Origin of the sequence: Stenotrophomonas rhizophila (assembly GCF_007667275.1) — a bacterium.
GTDB lineage: Bacteria > Pseudomonadota > Gammaproteobacteria > Xanthomonadales > Xanthomonadaceae > Stenotrophomonas > Stenotrophomonas maltophilia_AE.
In genome coordinates, this window is the sequence record NZ_VDQT01000003.1 from 1 (window position 1) to 17113 (window position 17113).

At 67.0% G+C, this 17113-nt stretch carries 13 protein-coding genes and 1 riboswitch; of the genes, 6 read left to right on the top strand and 7 right to left on the bottom strand.

Features of this window, described 5'->3' with window-relative positions; translation table 11 throughout:
- Positions 1–274: 274 nt before the first annotated feature.
- The 3 genes from FSZ13_RS10645 to FSZ13_RS10655 all read right to left on the bottom strand — a co-directional run bounded on the left by FSZ13_RS10645 (position 275) and on the right by FSZ13_RS10655 (position 5410).
- Positions 275–3154 (bottom strand): TonB-dependent receptor plug domain-containing protein, encoded by a 2880-nt coding sequence (locus FSZ13_RS10645; RefSeq protein WP_145479538.1) that lies wholly within the window; start codon positions 3152–3154, stop codon positions 275–277.
- Positions 3155–3510: 356 nt separating this feature from the next.
- On the bottom strand, positions 3511–4335 hold the full coding sequence (locus FSZ13_RS10650) for a hypothetical protein (protein WP_186308931.1): 825 nt from the start codon (positions 4333–4335) through the stop codon (positions 3511–3513).
- Between the two features lie 181 nt (positions 4336–4516).
- On the bottom strand, positions 4517–5410 hold the full coding sequence (locus FSZ13_RS10655) for an Hsp33 family molecular chaperone HslO (protein WP_145479540.1): 894 nt from the start codon (positions 5408–5410) through the stop codon (positions 4517–4519).
- Between the two features lie 83 nt (positions 5411–5493).
- Here FSZ13_RS10655 and mtgA point away from each other — a divergent pair, with 83 nt between their 5' ends.
- From mtgA to FSZ13_RS10670, 3 genes are read left to right on the top strand one after another with little or no spacing between them, the layout of a single operon-like run.
- Positions 5494–6243, top strand: a complete 750-nt coding sequence (gene mtgA / locus FSZ13_RS10660; protein WP_145479541.1) for a monofunctional biosynthetic peptidoglycan transglycosylase — start codon at positions 5494–5496, stop codon at positions 6241–6243.
- A 6-nt stretch (positions 6244–6249) separates the two neighbouring features.
- Positions 6250–7269, top strand: coding sequence for a glycosyltransferase family 2 protein (locus FSZ13_RS10665; protein ID WP_145479542.1), 1020 nt, complete (start codon positions 6250–6252; stop codon positions 7267–7269).
- Positions 7229–7660 (top strand): CBS domain-containing protein, encoded by a 432-nt coding sequence (locus FSZ13_RS10670; protein ID WP_145479543.1) that lies wholly within the window; start codon positions 7229–7231, stop codon positions 7658–7660. Before FSZ13_RS10665 ends, FSZ13_RS10670 begins: the two co-directional genes overlap by 41 nt.
- Positions 7661–7971: 311 nt before the next feature.
- On the opposite strand, the gene FSZ13_RS10675 is transcribed toward FSZ13_RS10670, so the two are convergent.
- The 4 genes from FSZ13_RS10675 to FSZ13_RS10690 all read right to left on the bottom strand — a co-directional run bounded on the left by FSZ13_RS10675 (position 7972) and on the right by FSZ13_RS10690 (position 13413).
- Positions 7972–9897, bottom strand: a complete 1926-nt coding sequence (locus tag FSZ13_RS10675; RefSeq protein ID WP_145480318.1) for an AsmA family protein — start codon at positions 9895–9897, stop codon at positions 7972–7974.
- Positions 9898–10120: 223 nt separating this feature from the next.
- A complete protein-coding gene (trhA, locus tag FSZ13_RS10680) occupies positions 10121–10753 on the bottom strand; it encodes a PAQR family membrane homeostasis protein TrhA (protein ID WP_145479544.1) in 633 nt (210 codons plus the stop codon).
- A 92-nt stretch (positions 10754–10845) separates the two neighbouring features.
- Complete coding sequence (locus FSZ13_RS10685; protein ID WP_145479545.1) at positions 10846–12450, bottom strand: peptide chain release factor 3; 1605 nt, start codon at positions 12448–12450, stop codon at positions 10846–10848.
- 75 nt (positions 12451–12525) lie between these two features.
- Positions 12526–13413: a M23 family metallopeptidase gene (locus tag FSZ13_RS10690; protein WP_145479546.1), complete on the bottom strand. Its 888-nt coding sequence runs from the start codon at positions 13411–13413 to the stop codon at positions 12526–12528.
- Between the two features lie 147 nt (positions 13414–13560).
- Positions 13561–13680: riboswitch (SAM riboswitch) on the top strand.
- A 78-nt stretch (positions 13681–13758) separates the two neighbouring features.
- Between FSZ13_RS10690 and metX the strand changes: the two genes are divergently transcribed.
- Genes metX through FSZ13_RS10705 form a run of 3 tightly spaced genes read left to right on the top strand, consistent with a single transcriptional unit; the run spans position 13759 to position 17092 of the window.
- Positions 13759–14787, top strand: a complete 1029-nt coding sequence (gene metX, locus FSZ13_RS10695; RefSeq protein WP_145479547.1) for a homoserine O-succinyltransferase MetX — start codon at positions 13759–13761, stop codon at positions 14785–14787.
- Positions 14784–16028: an O-succinylhomoserine (thiol)-lyase gene (locus FSZ13_RS10700; protein ID WP_145479548.1), complete on the top strand. Its 1245-nt coding sequence runs from the start codon at positions 14784–14786 to the stop codon at positions 16026–16028. Before metX ends, FSZ13_RS10700 begins: the two co-directional genes overlap by 4 nt.
- Positions 16025–17092, top strand: coding sequence for a homoserine dehydrogenase (locus tag FSZ13_RS10705; RefSeq protein ID WP_145479549.1), 1068 nt, complete (start codon positions 16025–16027; stop codon positions 17090–17092). Before FSZ13_RS10700 ends, FSZ13_RS10705 begins: the two co-directional genes overlap by 4 nt.
- Positions 17093–17113: the final 21 nt, after the last annotated feature.

Sequence of the window (17113 nt, forward strand, 5' to 3'; positions counted from 1 at the left end):
CCCTGGCAAAGTAAAGGAGGAGGGGGCGGCCGCAGGCCGACGCCGGGGGACATTTGCATAGGGACCTGCCGGCCGCGGCGGGGCCCCCCACGCTCGCGATGAGCCTGATCGAAGAACCCGCACCAGGCTTCCAAGCCCCGCGGAAAGCGACGCTTCACTCCGACGGGAGAAGAACCTTTTTTGTGTCCGCATCCAGGCAGCGGGTGCGGATCGCGCAAAAGACAACGGCCCCTTTCGGGGCCGTTGCTGCATCAGGTACGGATCAGTGGATCGATCAGAACTTCTGCTTGTACTGCATGTAGATGAAGCGACCGATGTCGTAGCCGCCGTAGTAGGCGTACTGCGAGTTCGGCGCCGAGTACATCGCCGGGCCGTAGTGGTCGAACACGTTGCGGGCACCGATGGCGATGGTGGAGTTCCACGGGGCGTTCCAGGAGAACTGGACGTCGTGGAAGGTGGTGGCGCCACGCTCGTTCTGCGGCGAGTTGCGGACCGGATCCGGCGACTGGAAGTCCGGCAGGGTGCATTCGTCGTCGAAGTAGCAGTCTTCCTTCACGCCGGAGAAGTAACGGGTACCCCAGGTGATGCCGAAGTCGCCCAGTTCCCAGCCCACGCTCAGGTTCGAACGCAGACGGAAGTTGCTGCCGAACCCGTTGTAGATCTGCACCGGGGAGTCATCGTTTGCCGTCTTCAGGACGTTCTTGGTGACGTAGGTGTTCTGCAGGCTGAAGTTGAAGGCACCGTAGGTGTCGGTTTCGTAGCGGTAGCTTGCGTCGAAATCGAAGCCTTCGGTTTCGATGAAGCCGGCGTTGCGGCTGCCGAACGTCATCGAGTTGACATAGCCCAGGGCCGGGTCACGGGTGAAGGTGGTGCAGCGCTCGGCCACGCCCAGCACGTAGCAGTCGTTCAGCTGGTCGGCCGGGGTGTCATCGACGATCGTGTTCTCGATCTTGATGTTGAACCAGTCCAGGCTCAGGTTCAGGCCCTGGGCGAAGGTCGGGCTCCACACCAGGCCCACGGTCTTGGACTTGGAGGTTTCCGGGGTCAGGTTCGGGTTCGAACCAGAGGTGAACGGAACCGGGCTCTGCTGGTTGCGACCGTCGACCGGAACGAAGCCCTGTTCCAGCTGGCGGTAGTTCGGGGCCAGGCCGGCAGCGGCGCAGCGACCGGCGGTGGCCGGATCGATCGCAGCCTGGCCGTAGACCGAGTCGCACGGATCGGTGAAGTACGCGAAGGTCTGCGAGCTGCCGCCGTACAGGTCGGCGATGGTCGGCGCGCGGAAGCCTTCAGCGTAGGTGGCACGGACCAGCAGCTGGTCGATCGGACGCCACTTCAGGCCGAACTTGCTGTTGACGGTGTCGCCGAAGGTGCTGAAGTCGGAATAGCGGGTCGCCGCGCTCAGGCTCAGTTCCTTGGCACCCGGCAGGTCAGCCAGGATCGGCAGGTTGAGTTCCAGGTAGAACTCGTTGACGTCGTAGGTGCCGCCGGTCGGGCCTGCGGCCAGGTCGGTGGAGTAGCCGGTCTGCGACAGTGCGTCCGGGTTGAATTCACCCTTTTCTTCGCGGTACTCGTAGCCCAACGCGAAGCCCAGGTCGCCGGCAGGCAGGGTCACGATGCTACCCGCGAGGTTCGCGTAGTAGGAGGTCATCGTGGTTTCGCCGGTGGCGTGGGTGGTCGGGAACAGGAACTGCTGCAGGTCGCTGTTGCCGGTCAGGCCGCCGTCGCCGGTACGGCCGAACGGAATGAGCGGGTTCCACGGCACGCAGCCGCCCGGACCCGGACCGTAGGTCGGGTTGGTGCCGGCGGTCAGGCCATCGGCCGAGCCGCATTCCACGCGGCCGGTAGCGGCGTTGTAGAACGATTCGCCGGTGGCGGCGTTGACCGACAGGACGTTGTAGTTGCCGGTCTGCTTCTGCAGGTTCTCGGAGTTCTGGTACAGGTAGCCGACTTCCCAGTCGAAGTACTTGTCATTGAACTGGAACGAACCCTGCAGCGAGCCACCGAAGCGGAAGGTGGTCAGCTGGTTGGTCGAGACGCGCGGCACTTCCCAGCCACGACGGACGAAGGTCATGTCTTCGCCGAACGGGTTGTAGTAGCTGTCTTCCGACCAGATGCTGCCCAGGTCCGAGTAAGCGGTGGACTGGAACGGGTAGCCGGCCACCTGGGCCTGCGACTCACGACGGGTGTACAGCAGGTCGCCGCTGAAACGCACGTTGTCGGTGATGTCGTACTGGACGTTGCTGAAGATGCTGCGACGCTCGGTCGGCGTGATCAGCTGCATCTGCTGGTTGGAGTTGCTCACGTCACCGGTGATCGGGGTGGCATCCAGCGTGTGGTAGTTGGCCGGGTTGGTCGGATCGGCGCCGCGGTTCAGCACCAGCTGCGGGCCACCCGAGACGCGACGTGCCGAGCCCCACTGGCTGACCGTGGTCCAGCCGTTGAGCGGGTGGCGGTTGGTCAGCGAGGACTCGGAGAACCAGCGGTCCTTGGCCCACACGGCTTCTTCATCGGAGTACTCGGCACCGACGGTGATCGAGCCACGCTCGCCGGTGAAGCCAGCGACGAAGTCGAAGCTCTGCTTCTTGCCGTCGCCTTCGCTGTACTGGCCGCTGTAGACGTTGGCTTCCATGCCTTCGAAGTTCTTGCGGGTGATGATGTTCACCACGCCGGCCATCGCGTCGGAGCCGTAGATCGAGGACGCGCCGTCCTTCAGGACGTCGATGCGCTCGACGACGACCGACGGGATCTGCGAGACGTCCTGGTAGCCGCTGGTGCTGCCGCCGAGGCGCTTGCCGTCGACCAGGATCAGGGTGCGCTGGGCGCCCAGGTTGCGCAGGTCGATGTAGAAGCCGCCGACGTTTTCGCCGGAGGACAGCGGTTCGGAACGGCTGATGGCCGGGGAGCCGGCGGCAGAGATGTTCTGCAGCACGTCGGCAACGGTCTTGAAGCCACTCTTTTCGATCGAGGCGCGGCTGATGCTGAGCACCGGCTGTGCGGTTTCGGTGTCGACCTGGCGGATGCGCGAACCGGTGACCGAGATGCGGTCCAGGTTGGTCGTGTTGGTCTCTTCCTGAGCCTGGGCGGTGGCGCTGCTGGCCGCTACGACCAGCGCAACGACCACTGCGTCACGCAGCTTGTTGGACTTAAAGTTCATTGCTCTCTCTCTCCAAGGGAATCTTGGGTATTCACTGGGGTGTTTGCCTCAGGCGGTGCCAACAAGAGCACCAAAGACCAGAAGGCTGACTCGATAGTAACTGCCAGTCCGCAAGAATTAAAGTAGCGTTAATGAAGTCTGTGATCTGTGTGAAATTCGGCAAAGTCCTTGTGGATCAAGCGTCTGGCGCTGTCGCAAACAGCTGGATGGTCAATTGTTAAAAAAATGTTAGCAAAATAGTTGCAGTTGATTTGTCACGTTCTGTATCAGGTGGATGTGTTTCAGGGACGCAGGAACGACAAAGGCGCGCCATGGGCGCGCCTTTTCGGGTCCGGCCTGCGACAAGGCGCGGGCGGTTACAGGTCCTGTTCGTAGCGGACGTAGGGCACGGTGCCTTCGTCGGTGCTCTCGTTGCGCGGGGCGAACGGGTTCTTGCCCCGGGTGACCACGTTTTCGGCGCCAACCGTGAGCTGGCCGCTCCACGGGGTGCGCCAGGTCAGGCCGACGCCCAGGCCTTCCCATTTGCCGGGCTGGCCGGGCACATCGACCACGCGGCCGATGATGTTGCCGCTGAAATTGCCGTAGCCCGCACCCAGGGTGAGGCTCTTGCTGTCCCACCGGTCCACCAGCGCCGGGGAGACGTCGGACAGCGGCACCAGCCGGGCCTTGGCATAGGTGCCACCAATGGACACGAAGCCTTCGCGGCCGATGTTCTTCTGGCCGAACACGGTCAGGTCGTTCTGTTCGGCGCGCAGTGCCGGCGACTTGTTCGGGCCGGCCAGCCAGGCCGGCAGGGTGTCCTTGCCGGTGCCGGCGGTAATCCCCAGCCGACCGCCGGGGCGGTTGAAGGCGGCGGTACCGGTCACCCGACGGCTCAGGCCGTTGTCGTCATCGTCGCCCAGGCTGGCCAGCATGCAATGACTGGCCAGGCCGCTGATGCTGGTGCCCCGGCTGCTGTTGCAGAGCAGGCCCAGCGAGTCGCCCGAGGACAAGCCGAACGCGGCGTCCAGCGAGCTGCGCCCGAAATGCCAGCGTGCGCCCGCGGCCTGTTCGCCGGTGGGTTCCAGGTACAGCAGGGCTTCGACCTTGCCACTGCCTTTGTTCCACACCGGGATGACGGTGCTGTCCTGGCGTGCCTTGGACTGCGCATGCGCGCCCGGGATCGCGGCGAGGGCGATCATCAGGGCCAGCGGTAGACGCAGAAGGGAGCGCATGGGAACTCTCAGACAGCAGCGTTGAGCACAAGTTCCCGCCGAAGCGGGACACTGATCCTAGGGTGTTTATGATTTCTTAACAAGTCTTGGTTCTCCCCAGAACAAAACTCGTGCGGTGGTGCCACCGGCACCTTGCTCATCCAGGCAGTTACTGAAGCCGTTCAGGCGCCGGTACCGAAGCGGCGGCGTCGTGGAACAGTATGTCGAATTCCGTCAACGGAAAGTGATACTCCCGTCCGCAGAATTCGCAACGGATCTCAACGGCGCCAGTGGGTTCGGCGGCGGCGCGGGCTTCGTCCTCGCCCAGCGACTGCAGCATGGCCTCGACCCGCTCGCGCGAGCAGGAGCAGGCGAAGCGCAGCGGGTGCCCGCCCAGCAGCTCCGGCTGCTCTTCATGGAACAGGCGGTACAGCAGGGTGTCGGCGGCGACGTCCAGCAGTTCCTGCTTGCCGAGGGTGTCGAACAGGGCGCTGGCGCGGGTCCAGCCGTCGGTGTCGCCCTCGTCGCCGGGCAGCTTCTGCAGCAGCAGGCCGGCGGCACGGGTGCCGTCGCAGGCCAGCAGAAGGCGGGTCGGCAGCTGCTCGGACTGGCGGAAGTAGTCTTCGAACGCTTCGTCCAGGGCGGCGGCATCCAGGCCGACCAGGCTCTGGTAACGCTGCGGTTCGCGCGGGTCCAGCCCGGGGTTTTCGACGGTGATGGCCAGCAGGGCGTCGTCGCCGAGGCGGGTCAGGTCGCGCGGGGCGTCGCCCTCGCCGGACAGCTGGACGATGCCGCGCAGGGTGCCGGCGGCGGTGCATTCGGCGAACAGGGTACGCAGGGCGGTGCCGCTGCGCAGCTGGACCGAAAGCCGGCCGTCGACCTTGGTGTGGCCGGTGAACAGGGCCGAGGCGACGCAGGCTTCGCCGAGCAGTTCGGCGGCGGCGGGCGGATAGGGGCCGTGGGAGAGGATTTCCTGCCAGGCGGCGTCGAGGTGGACGTGCACGCCGCGCACGCCGGCGTCGGGAAGCAGGAAGCGGACGAGGGAATCGGTATGGGCGGTCATCGGGTAAGGGGCTGCGCTTAAGTAATGGGGGCCGGTTGCCGGATAATGCGCCGACCACCGTGCAAGCAGAGGATGCACCAGTAATGGGGGCAGAGCGCAGCAACAACAAGGCCGGACCGGGCCGGGAACCATCGCGTCGGCGCCGCTGGCGCTGGAAGTACCTGCTGTGGCTGCCGGTGCTGTTCGTGGCCGGGAGCGTGCTGCAGGTGGGGATACTGCGCTTCGTCGATCCGCCGTTGTCGACGGTGATGCTGTGGCGGTACGGCGAGTCGCTGGGCCAGGGCGACTGGGGGTTCCGGCTGCACTACCAGTGGCGCGACCTGGACCAGATGGCGCCGAGCCTGCCGATTTCGCTGGTGGCGGCGGAGGACCAGCGCTTCCCGCAGCACAACGGCTTCGATCTGAAGGCGATTGAAAAGGCGCGCGACCACAATGCGCGCGGCGGGCGGCTGCGCGGGGCCAGTACGATCAGCCAGCAGGTGGCGAAGAACCTGTTCCTCTGGCAGGGCCGCAGTTGGGTTCGCAAGGGGCTGGAGGTCTGGTACACGGTGTTGATCGAGGCGCTGTGGCCGAAGTCGAGGATCCTGGAGATGTACGCGAACATCGCGGAATTCGGCGATGGGATCTACGGTGCGCAGGCGGCGTCGCGCGGGTTCTGGAACAAGGACGCGGCGCGCCTGACGCCGGCGGAGAGCGCGAAACTGGCGGCGGTGCTGCCGGCGCCGCGCCGCTACAATGCGGCGCGACCGGGGCCCTACGTGCAGCGTCGGGCAAACTGGATCCAGCGCCAGGCCCGGCAGCTGGGAGGCGATGCCTACCTGCAGGAGGATTGAGCAGCCATGCGCAATGAACGCCTTACCCTGGTCATCGCGGCGCACAACGAGGCGCTGGCGCTGCCGCTGCTGCATCCGCGGCTGCGCGCGGTGCTGGACGGGCTGGAGGGCATCGAGGGCCGGATCGTGTACGTGGACGACGGCAGCACGGATGCGACGTGGCAGGTGATGCAGGCACTGGCGGCGGACGACGACAGCGTGGGGGTGTTGCGGCTGTCGCGCAATTTCGGCAAGGAGGCGGCGCTGACGGCGGGGCTGGACCGGGTCGAGGGCGGGGCGGCGATGATCCTGGATGCGGATGGGCAGGATCCGCCGGAGCTGATTCCCGAGTTCGTGGCGCTGTGGCGGCAGGGATACGACAACATCTATGGGACGCGGCAGGAGCGCGACGGGGAGACGTGGCTGAAGCGGAGTACGTCGTCGGCGTTCTACCGGGTGATCGGTCGCCTGTCGAAAACGCCGATTCCGGCCGATACGGGCGATTTCCGTCTGCTGTCGCCGCGTGCGCTGGAGGCGCTGGGCCAGCTGCGTGAGCGGCACCGGTTCATGAAGGGGTTGTTCGGCTGGGTGGGGTTTCGGCGCAAGGCGTTGCCGTACCACCGGCATGCGCGGATGGTGGGCGATACGAAGTTCGGGTTCTGGAGGTTGTGGAACTTCGCGCTGGAGGGCATCACGAGTTTTTCGACGGTACCGCTGCGGGCGGCGACTTACCTGGGGCTGTTGACGGCCAGCGTTGCGTTCGTGTTCGGGGCGTGGGTGGTGGTGAAGGCGGCGCTGTACGGGGACCGGGTGGCGGGTTATCCGACGATGATGGCGGTGATCCTGTTCCTGGGCGGGGTGCAGTTGATCGCGCTGGGGCTGATCGGTGAATACCTGGGCCGATTGTACGAGGAGTCGAAGCAGCGGCCGTTGTACCTGGTTGACACCTGGCATGCACCGTTCGTGGCAGACTCGGCGGTGCATCCCATCGGTGGAGGGCAGCGAGATGACCACGGTACGACAGCTGTTGGAAGGCAAGTCCCCTGAGGTATTCGCGGTAGGTCCGGAATCGGCGGTGATCGATGCGATCCGGCTGATGGCCGAGAAGAGCATCGGTGCGGTCGTGGTGATGGAGGGCGGCGATCTGGTCGGGATCCTGTCCGAGCGCGATTACGCGCGCAAGATCGTGTTGCACGAGCGCTCTTCGCGGACCACGCGAGTGAGCGAGATCATGACGGCGAAGGTGGTGACGGTAGCGCCGTCCGAACAGGTTGAACATTGCCTGCAACTGGTGACTGATTACCGCATCCGCCACTTGCCCGTGGTGGACGGCAGCGGCGTGATCGGTGTGATCTCCATCGGCGATCTGGTCAAGTCGGTGATCGACGAGCAGGCGCAGAAGCTGGATCAGTTGCAGCAGTACATCGTGGCGGGTTGAGTTCGCTGCTTGCTGTTTGCTGCTTTCTTGCCTACAGCTGAAAAGCAGCTGTTCATTGCTACGTGCTGGGGCGGCCGCCGGGCAGCCCCCTCCGGGACACGCCGTGAACCCATCCATGGGGGCTTGTCAAAAACATCCATGTTTTTGACAGTCCCTACGGGGGCTACCCGGCGGCCGCCCCCCCCTAGATTGTCGTGTGCGGTTGCCGCGGTAGGGTCGGTCGCCAGACGACCGCCGACCGACTTGGTCGGCACGGTAACGCATGACCTTTGCCGGCGCGGCCGTTGACCTTTGTCTGTGCGCGGCACCCGCTACTTCGCGTAGCGTCCGCCGCAATTGGAATCTTCGCCTGGACCGGTCTCGATGGTGGCCAGCAACGCGGCTGGCGGGGTGATCGTGCCCAACGCCACTGCAATTGCGCCGCGGATGCCCAGGGCTTTGAAATCGGGGCGGAACGAGGGGTCCTTGAAGGTGCCGCCGATGCGCAGCGGGGAGCGCAGGGCGAGGATGCTGATGTCCTTGGGGCGCGGGCGCAGCAGCAGGTCGAGTTGTTCCTGTTTGAGGTCGATGGTGCCTTCGCCCAGCAGCAGGGTGTCGGTGGTGTCGAAGGCGAGCTGCTGGGAGGTCATCAGGCCGCGCTGCACGCCGAAGTCGCCCCAGGCGCAGCGCAGGGGGATCTGTCTGTCGCCGGTGAACAGGAACTTCAGCGATTCGGCGACGTCGAGGCCGGCCAGTTCCATGATCAGGTTGCCGATGTGGCCACGGCCCATGCCGATGGCGACGTTGCCGTCGGAGCTGCCGAGCATGGCGGCGATGGAGTTGCCGGTGCCGCTCAGGTCGATTTCGCCGCTGATGCCGCCGGATGCCTGTTCGGCCAGCTTGGCGTCGGGGAACAGGCCGCCCAGCTGCACTTTGCGGATGCTCGCCTTGAGCTGGGTGGCGATGGTCGGTTTGCGTGCGTCCATGCGGATGGTGCTGCGGATATCGCCGCCGGCGACGCCGAAGTTGAGCGGCTCCAGGCGCAGCAGGCCGTCATCGAGCTTGAGGTGGGCGTCCATGTCGTCCAATGGCAGGGAAGGCGCGTTGATGCGTTGTGCCTTCCACTTCACGTCGGCGTCCATGGCGCGCAGTTTGGTCAGGTTGTAGGGGGTGTCGGGGAGGATCCGGGCTTTGGCGGCCAGGGCTGCGGCTTCGGCCTTCTGTTCGGCGTTGGCGGTTTCGCCTGCACCGGTCTTGGGCGGGGCGCCGATGAAGCCGGCCAGGTCGTCGAAGTCCAGGCGCTTGGAAACGAGGTCGGCTTTCAGGAAGGGGCGGTCGCGGCCTGTTTCGATCTGCGCGGTACCGCCCAGATCGCTGTCGCCGGCCACGCCGGTGAAATTCTCGTAGCGCCAGGTATCGTTGTTGCGCTTGAGCCGGCCCTTGAGTCGGTACGGGGGCGTGGATGGAATGGCCAGGCCGATCAGGGGATAGAGGTCTTCCATGTCCTGGCCGCTGAGGGCGAAATCCAGGTCGAAGGTGCGCAGGGCGAACGGGTTGGTGAGGGTGCCGCTGGCGATGGCGCGGGTGGCGCCGGCGCGGCCGTCGAGGTGGATGCGGAACGGGTGGTCGCTGTTGGTCAGTTCCAGCGGCGATTCGGTGTTGCCGTCGAGGGTGAAGGGGTTGCCCTGCCAACGCCCTTTGCCGCTGACCAGCAGCGGCGGGGCGCTGTCGGCACTGCGCGGCTTGCCGCTGTTGAGCGATACGAGGATGTCGGTCCTGCCGGCGGCATCGAGGAATTTGAGCCGACCGTCGTCGACCAGCAGGCGTTGCAGGACCGGTGGATCGCCATCGCTGGGGCCGAGGAAGTCCCAGTTGCCAGGCTGGTCCTTGCCGGGGGCGGTTTCGAGCAGGAGGTCGGGACGGGTGAGGCGTATCTCGGGAATGCGGATCTGGCCGCGCAGGAGGGGCCACGCGCGCAGGTCGATTTCGGCGCGGTCGGCGCTGGCCATGCGCGGGGTCCTGGACCATTCGGCGTTGGCGAAGGTGAGGCGATCGGCACGCACGGTAAGAGTGCGGCCGAGGTCGACATCAAGGTTGCCGCCGATATGGAATTCACGCCCGGTCTTGGCCTGGACGGCGCGTTCGACGGGGCCTTTGAACCAGTTCCAGTCCCACAGTGCGATCACCAGCAGGATCAGGGCAACCAGGAACACCAGCACCGCCAGCCAGCGCTGCCCGCGCTTGCCAGGCCGGCGCATGCGCCAGCGCGGGCGGGAGGATGGGGCGGTGGGCGCAGGATCGGTAAAGGTATTCACTCCACCATCCTTGCCCGTCCATCGTGCAGGTAACGCGAAGCAGACGTAACAGTCGCGTCAGCGAGGAGGTAATCCAGCACGTGCAAGCCCCCTCTTGTTAAGGGGCGCGAGGCATGCCCGGGGGCCCGATCCTGCGCAGCAGGATTGGGCAGTCACTTCGTAGCAGTCACAGCACCTGTGATGTGACTGCTACGAAGTGACAGACACTGCCGCCGATCACGAACAGGTGCCAGATGGCGTGGGAGTACCGGATCGATTCGCGGTGGTAGAAGTAGGTGCCCAGCGTGTACGACAGGCCGCCCGCGAACAGCCAGCCCAGGGTCCAGCCGTCGATGGAGGACCACATCGGCTTGATCGCCACCAGCACCATCCAGCCCATGGCGATGTAGATCGCGGTGGAGAGCAGCTTGAAGCGGCCGGTGAAGAACAGTTTGAAGATGACTCCGGCCAGGGCCAGGGTCCAGATCGCGATGAACATGCCCCAGCCCCACGGGCCGCGCAGGCCGATCAGGGTGAACGGGGTGTAGGTGCCGGCGATCAGCAGGTAGATCGCGCAGTGGTCGAAGACCTTCAGGCGACCCTTGGCGATCGGGTGCTGGATGGCGTGGTACAGGGTGGAGGCGGTGTAGAGCAGCAGCAGGGCGACGCCGAACACGATGGCGCTGGCCAGCTGCCAGGCATCGCCGTAGATGGCGGCGAGGGTGATCAGTACCGCGCTGCCGGCCAGCGCAGCCACCGCGCCGAGGCCGTGGGTGAGGGCGCTGGCGATTTCTTCACGTACGGACGCAACAGAGGTCATGGCGATGATCGAGGCACGGGGAGGGGGACCCGCTTGCGCCCTATCATCGCCGCGATGGCGCGCGCGTGCACGCGCCATCGCGATTGCGCCGGTCAGCCGACCGAAATGCTGTGCGCCGCTTCGCGGGTGGCGGCGAAGCGGACGTCCGGTGCACGTTCCTGGGCCAGCTGCAGGTTGACCCGGGTCGGGGCCAGGTACACCAGGTGGCCGGCGGCATCGATGCTGAGGTTGTTGGCGTTCTTTTCGCGGAACTCCTCCAGCTTCTTTTCGTCGCTGCAGGTCACCCAGCGGGCGGTACTGACGCTGACCGGCTCGAACACCGCTTCCACGCCGTATTCGTCCTTCAGCCGGTACGCGGCGACGTCGAACTGCAGCACGCCGACCGCGCCCAGGATCAGGTCATTGCTCATCAGCGGGCGGAAGAACTGGGTCGCGCCTTCCTCGGACAACTGGGCCAGGCCCTTCTGCAGCTGCTTCAGCTTGAGCGGGTCGCGCAGGCGGGCGCGACGGAACAGTTCCGGGGCGAAGTTGGGAATGCCGGTGAAGCTCACCGCTTCGCCTTCGGTGAAGGTGTCGCCGATGGAAATGGTGCCGTGGTTGTGGATGCCGATCACATCGCCCGGCCACGCTTCGGCGGCGATTTCACGATCGCTGGCCATGAAGGTCAGCGCGTTGGCCAGCTTCATTTCCTTGCCGGTGCGGACGTGGAAAGTCTTCATGCCCGCAGCGAAGCGGCCCGAGCAGACCCGCATGAACGCGACCCGGTCGCGGTGCTGCGGGTCCATGTTGGCCTGGATCTTGAAGACGAAGCCGGTCAGCTTGTTCTCCTGCGGGGCGATCACCCGGCCGGTGGTCGCGCGCGGCTGCGGCGAGGGCGCATGCTCGACGAAGAAGTCCAGCAGCGGCTGCACGCCGAAGTTGTTCACGCCGGAGCCGAAGAACACCGGGGTCTGCTTGCCGGCCAGGTAGGCGTCCACGTCGAAGGCATGGCTGGCGCCCTGCACCAGTTCCAGTTCGTCGCGCAGGTCGGCCAGCATGCGCTCGCCGATCTTCTCGGCCAGCCCGGGCGCGTCGATGGACGGGAAGATGGTGGAATCCTGGCGGGTGAAGTTGCGGCCCTGCTCGTACAGGTGCACTTCGCCCGAAATCAGGTGGACCACGCCCTTCAGGCGCTGGCCCATGCCGATCGGCCAGGTCACCGGGGCGCACTGGATGCCGAGCACGCTCTCCACTTCATCGAGCAGGTCGATCGGCTCTTTGCCTTCGCGGTCGAGCTTGTTGATGAAGGTCATGATCGGGGTGTCGCGCAGGCGGCACACTTCCATCAACTTGATGGTGCGCTCTTCCACGCCCTTGGCCACGTCGATGACCATCAGCGCCGAGTCGACCGCGGTCAGCACGCGGTAGGTGTCTTCGCCGAAGTCGGCGTGGCCCGGCGTGTCGAGCAGGTTGACGATCTTGCCCTCGTAAGGGAACTGCATCACCGACGAGGTGACCGAGATGCCGCGCTCCTTTTCCAGCGCCATCCAGTCCGAGGTGGCGTGGCGGGCGGCCTTGCGGCCCTTGACCGAGCCGGCCATCTGGATCGCACCGCCGAACAGCAGCAGCTTTTCGGTCAGCGTGGTCTTGCCGGCGTCAGGATGGGAAATGATGGCGAAGGTGCGGCGGCGCGCAGCTTCGGTAGCGACTTCGGACATGGCGGCAGGCGCCCGACCGGGGCGCTTTTCAAAGAGATAAGCCCATCAGTATACCGGGCCGCCCGCCGGGGCGGGTCAGTGGCTGGCCGCGTCGCCGCCCTCGGCCTGTTCCCGGGCGAAATGCAGCTCGCCCTGAGGCGCCACGATGCGCGCCGGGATCGAGCGCAGTTGCATGCCGGCATTGGCCTGCACCACGAAGTGCAGGTGCGGGGCGGTGCTGAAGCCGGTATTGCCGGATACGCCGATGCGCTGCCCGGCCTCGACCCGCTGCCCGCTGCGCACCAGGACCCCGTTTTCGCGCAGGTGCGCGTACACGGCCATGCTGCCGTCCTCGTGCAGCACGCGGATGAAGTTGGCGCGCTCGCGGTCGCGGGCCGGGTCGCGGCCATTGCCGCTGAAGTTGCCCTGCACCTGCATGACCTTGCCGGCGCGGGCGGCCAGCACGGGGGTGCCTTCGGGCAGGGCGAAGTCCACCGCGTCGCGGTTTTCGGCGTCGTCGTGGCTGAACCGACCCTGCGGCGCCTGGGTGACCTGGAAGCGCCTGGCGTCGAACGGCAGTGCGTAGGCCACGTCCTGCGGACGGGCGCCCGGGTCGCCGGGGACGGAGTCCAGCAGCAGGTCCAGGCGCCCGCTGTCCGCCGGCAGCTGCAGGCCGGCCAACACCACGCTGGCAGAGCCCTGCAGCACGGTCTGCAGTGGCAGGCCCGGCGCCAGTGCGGCACCGGCCGGCTGCCGCAGCACGATCTGCACCGGGCCGGCGAGGTGGTTGTCGACCCGCGCGCGCCACTGGCCGCCGGCGCGTTCCAGCTTCACCGAGGCCAGCGACGCAGTCGCCGGGCCCTGCGCAGTGTCGCCGACCGGACGTACCAGCCCCCAGCCGCCGCGCCAGTCGGTCGCGCCGAGCGGATCAGCGAACGCGAGCAGGGGGCACAACAGCAGGGCAGGCAGCAGGATCCGGCGCATTGGCGAACTTCGGGAGGGCGGTGCGCGGACTCTACGCAAGCGCATTCATCCGGGAAAGGGGCGCGCGCGGCCACTGATGACGAAAAACTATATCGCTTCATCCAGATGAAAGGATTGACATGCTCGAAAAGTGCTGGCATCGTGGTTCCACCATCGAGACCGGCAGAGGGACAGGCCCTTTGAAGCCGGGGCAGCCCGCAGGCGCGCAAGCGACCTGCGTAGGTGCCAAATCCTGCGGGGACCGTGGCGTCTACCGAAAGATGGTTCGAACCGTGCACACCAGGTGCGCTTCGAACGCGAGCTCCGCGAAAGCTCGATGGCCGTTTTCCTCTTCGGGATACCGCCATGGGTTTTGCCACCGCTGCTGTCGCCACTGTTTCCTTCGCCCCCTTGAGCGTGCCGGTCGATGCCGGCTGCACCGCCGTGCGCGGCGAGATCGCCGCGGTGCTGTCGATGCGGCATGGTGGCCCGCGGCCGATACGGCTGCGCTATGAACTGGTCGGGCGGTCGGCGGCGCCGGTGGTGGTGCTGGCCGGGGGCATTTCCGCGCACCGCCATGTCGCCGCCAACGCCGACTTCCCCGAGAAAGGCTGGGCCGAGGGCCTGGTCGCGCCAGGGCGCACGCTGGATCCTGCCGGGCGCAGGATCCTGGCGTTCGATTTCATCGGTGCCGATGGCGCGCTCGACCTGCCGATCGACACCGCCGACCAGGCCGACGCACTGGCGCTGCTGCTGGACCACCTTGGCATTGGCCAGCTGCAGTGCTTCGTCGGATATTCGTACGGCGCGCTGGTGGGCCAGCAGTTCGCGGTGCGCCATCCGCAGCGCCTGGCGCGGCTGGTCGCGGTCAGTGGCGCACACCGCCCGCACCCCTATGCCGCCGCCTGGCGCGCGCTGCAGCGACGCGCCGTCGCCCTGGGCCAGCTGCAATGCGCCGAGCACCATGGGCTGGCGCTGGCGCGGCAGTTCGCCATGCTCAGCTACCGCACCCCGGAAGAATTCGGCGAGCGCTTCGACGCGCCGCCGGAAGTGGTCAATGGCCGGGTCCGCGTGGCCGCCGAGGACTACCTGGACGCCGCCGGTGCGCAGTACGTCGCGCGCACGCCGGTCGAAGCCTACCTGCGCCTGTCCGAATCGATCGACCTGCACCGTGTCGACCCCGCCGCGATCGGCGTGCCGACCGTCGTGGTCGCGGTCGAAGGCGACCGCCTGGTGCCGCTGGCCGACCTGGTCGGGCTGGTCGAGGGACTGGGCCCGCGCGGCAGCCTGCGCGTGCTGCGCTCGCCGTATGGCCACGACGCCTTCCTGAAAGAAACCGATCGCATCGACGCGATCCTCGCCACCGCATTTCGTACCCCGGGAGAAAACGCATGAGCCAGTCCGCCGGTTCCGAACCGTCCTGTAGCCGTGTCACCGCCGCCGTGCGCGCCGGGATCGATCGCGATACCGCGTACGGTGCGGTGACCCCGCCGATCGTGCTGTCATCGAACTTCAGCTTCGATGGCTTCGGCAACAAGCGCCAGTACGACTACACGCGCAGCGGCAACCCCACCCGCGACCTGCTCGGCGAAGCGCTGGCCGAGCTGGAGGGCGGCGCCGGTGGCGTGATCACCTCCACCGGCATGGGCGCGATCAACCTGGTGCTCAACGCGCTGCTGCAGCCGGGCGATACCCTGGTGGTACCGCACGATGCCTACGGCGGCAGTTGGCGCCTGTTCAACGCGCTGGCGAAGAAGGGCCATTTCCAGCTGGTCACCGCCGATCTGACCGATCCGCGTTCGCTGGCCGACGCGCTGGCGCAGTCGCCCACGCTGGTGCTGATCGAAACCCCGTCCAATCCGCTGCTGCGCATCACCGACCTGCGCTTCGTCATCGATGCGGCGCACCGGGCCGGTGCGAAGGTGGTGGTCGACAACACCTTCCTGTCGCCGGCGCTGCAGCAGCCGATCGCCTTCGGTGCCGACCTGGTGCTGCATTCGACCACCAAGTACATCAACGGGCACAGTGACGTGGTCGGCGGCGCGGTGGTGGCACGCGACCCGGCGTTGCATGAACAGCTGGTCTGGTGGGCCAACGCGCTGGGCCTGACCGGGTCGCCGTTCGATGCCTTCCTGACCCTGCGCGGCCTGCGCACGCTCGGCGCGCGGCTGCGTGCGCACCAGGAAAACACCGCCGACATCGTGCAGCTGCTGGCGGCCAGCGACGCGGTGGCCCAGGTGTACTACCCGGGCCTGCCCGAGCATCCGGGGCATGCCATCGCTGCCCGCCAGCAGAGCGGCTTCGGTGCGATGCTGTCGTTCGAACTGGCCTCGTGCCCGGGCGATGACCCGCACGCGGCGGTGCGCGCCTTCGTCGACGGCCTGCGCTGTTTCACTCTGGCCGAATCGCTGGGCGGCGTGGAAAGCCTGGTTGCGCATCCGGCCACCATGACCCATGCGGCGATGACCGTCGAAGCGCGTGCGCTTGCCGGCATCAGCGAAGGGCTGCTGCGCCTGTCGGTGGGCATCGAGTCCTCCGACGACCTGGTCGCGGACCTGCAGGCCGGGCTGGAACGCGCGCAGGCGGTGATCGACCGCCAGGTGCAGCTTGCCGAACGCAAACGGGTGGATGCATGAGCGCGGTGCTTCCGTTCGCGCCGCCAGCACCACGGCGGCTGGCGTTGCTGGGGACGGGTACGGTCGGTACCGCGTTCGTGCAGCGTTACCAGTCGTTGCAGTCGCGTGGCATTGCGCTCCCGCAGTTCACGTGGCTGGCCAATTCGCGCACGGCACGGGCCTGCGAACAGCATCCGGCGCAGGCGCTGGAACACGCCAACGATGCCGCGCGCACGGTGCCGGCGCTGCAGCCGTGGGCCGAAGCCGAAGGCCTGCAGCGCGGCGACGTGGTGGTGGACGCCACCGCCAGCGATGACGTGGCCAACTGGCACGAGCAATGGCTGGCGCGCGGCGTGCACGTGGTGACCGCCAACAAGCTGGGGCAGGGCGCGCAGCTCGCCCGCGCGCAGGCCATCGCCGGCAGCGGACTGGACGGCGGCGCACGCTACGGCGACAGCGCCACCGTCGGCGCAGGGTTGCCGCTGCTGAGCAGCCTGCGCGGTCTGGTCGCCGGCGGCGACCGCATCCATCGGGTGGAAGGCGTGCTGTCGGGATCGCTGGCCTGGCTGTTCCATCATTACGACGGCCAGCGTCCGTTTTCGGCCTGGGTGCGCGACGCGGCGGGCGCCGGCTTCACCGAGCCGGACCCGCGCGTGGACCTGTCCGGCGAGGACGTGCGCCGCAAGCTGCTGATCCTGGCGCGCGCCAGCGGCATCGCACTGCGCGCCGACCAGGTCCAGGTGGCCTCGCTGGTCCCCGACGCGTTGGTACCGCTGCCGGTGAGCGCAGCCATTGCGCAGTTGTCGTTGCTGGACGCGCCGCTGCAACGGCACTGGGAGCAGGCGCGCGCGCAGAACGGCTGCCTGCGCTTCATCGGTGGTTTCGACCATCAAGGCGCCACCGTTGGCCTGCGCATCGTGCCCCTGGACCACCCGTTGGCCGGCGGCGCGCAGACCGACAACCGCGTGGCGATCCACAGCGACCGCTACAGCGCCCAGCCCTTGCTGATCCAGGGCCCGGGAGCGGGCGCCGACATCACCGCCGCAGCGTTGCTCGACGACGTGCTGTCCATCACCCGCGCGTAGAGCCACGCACTGCGTGGCTTC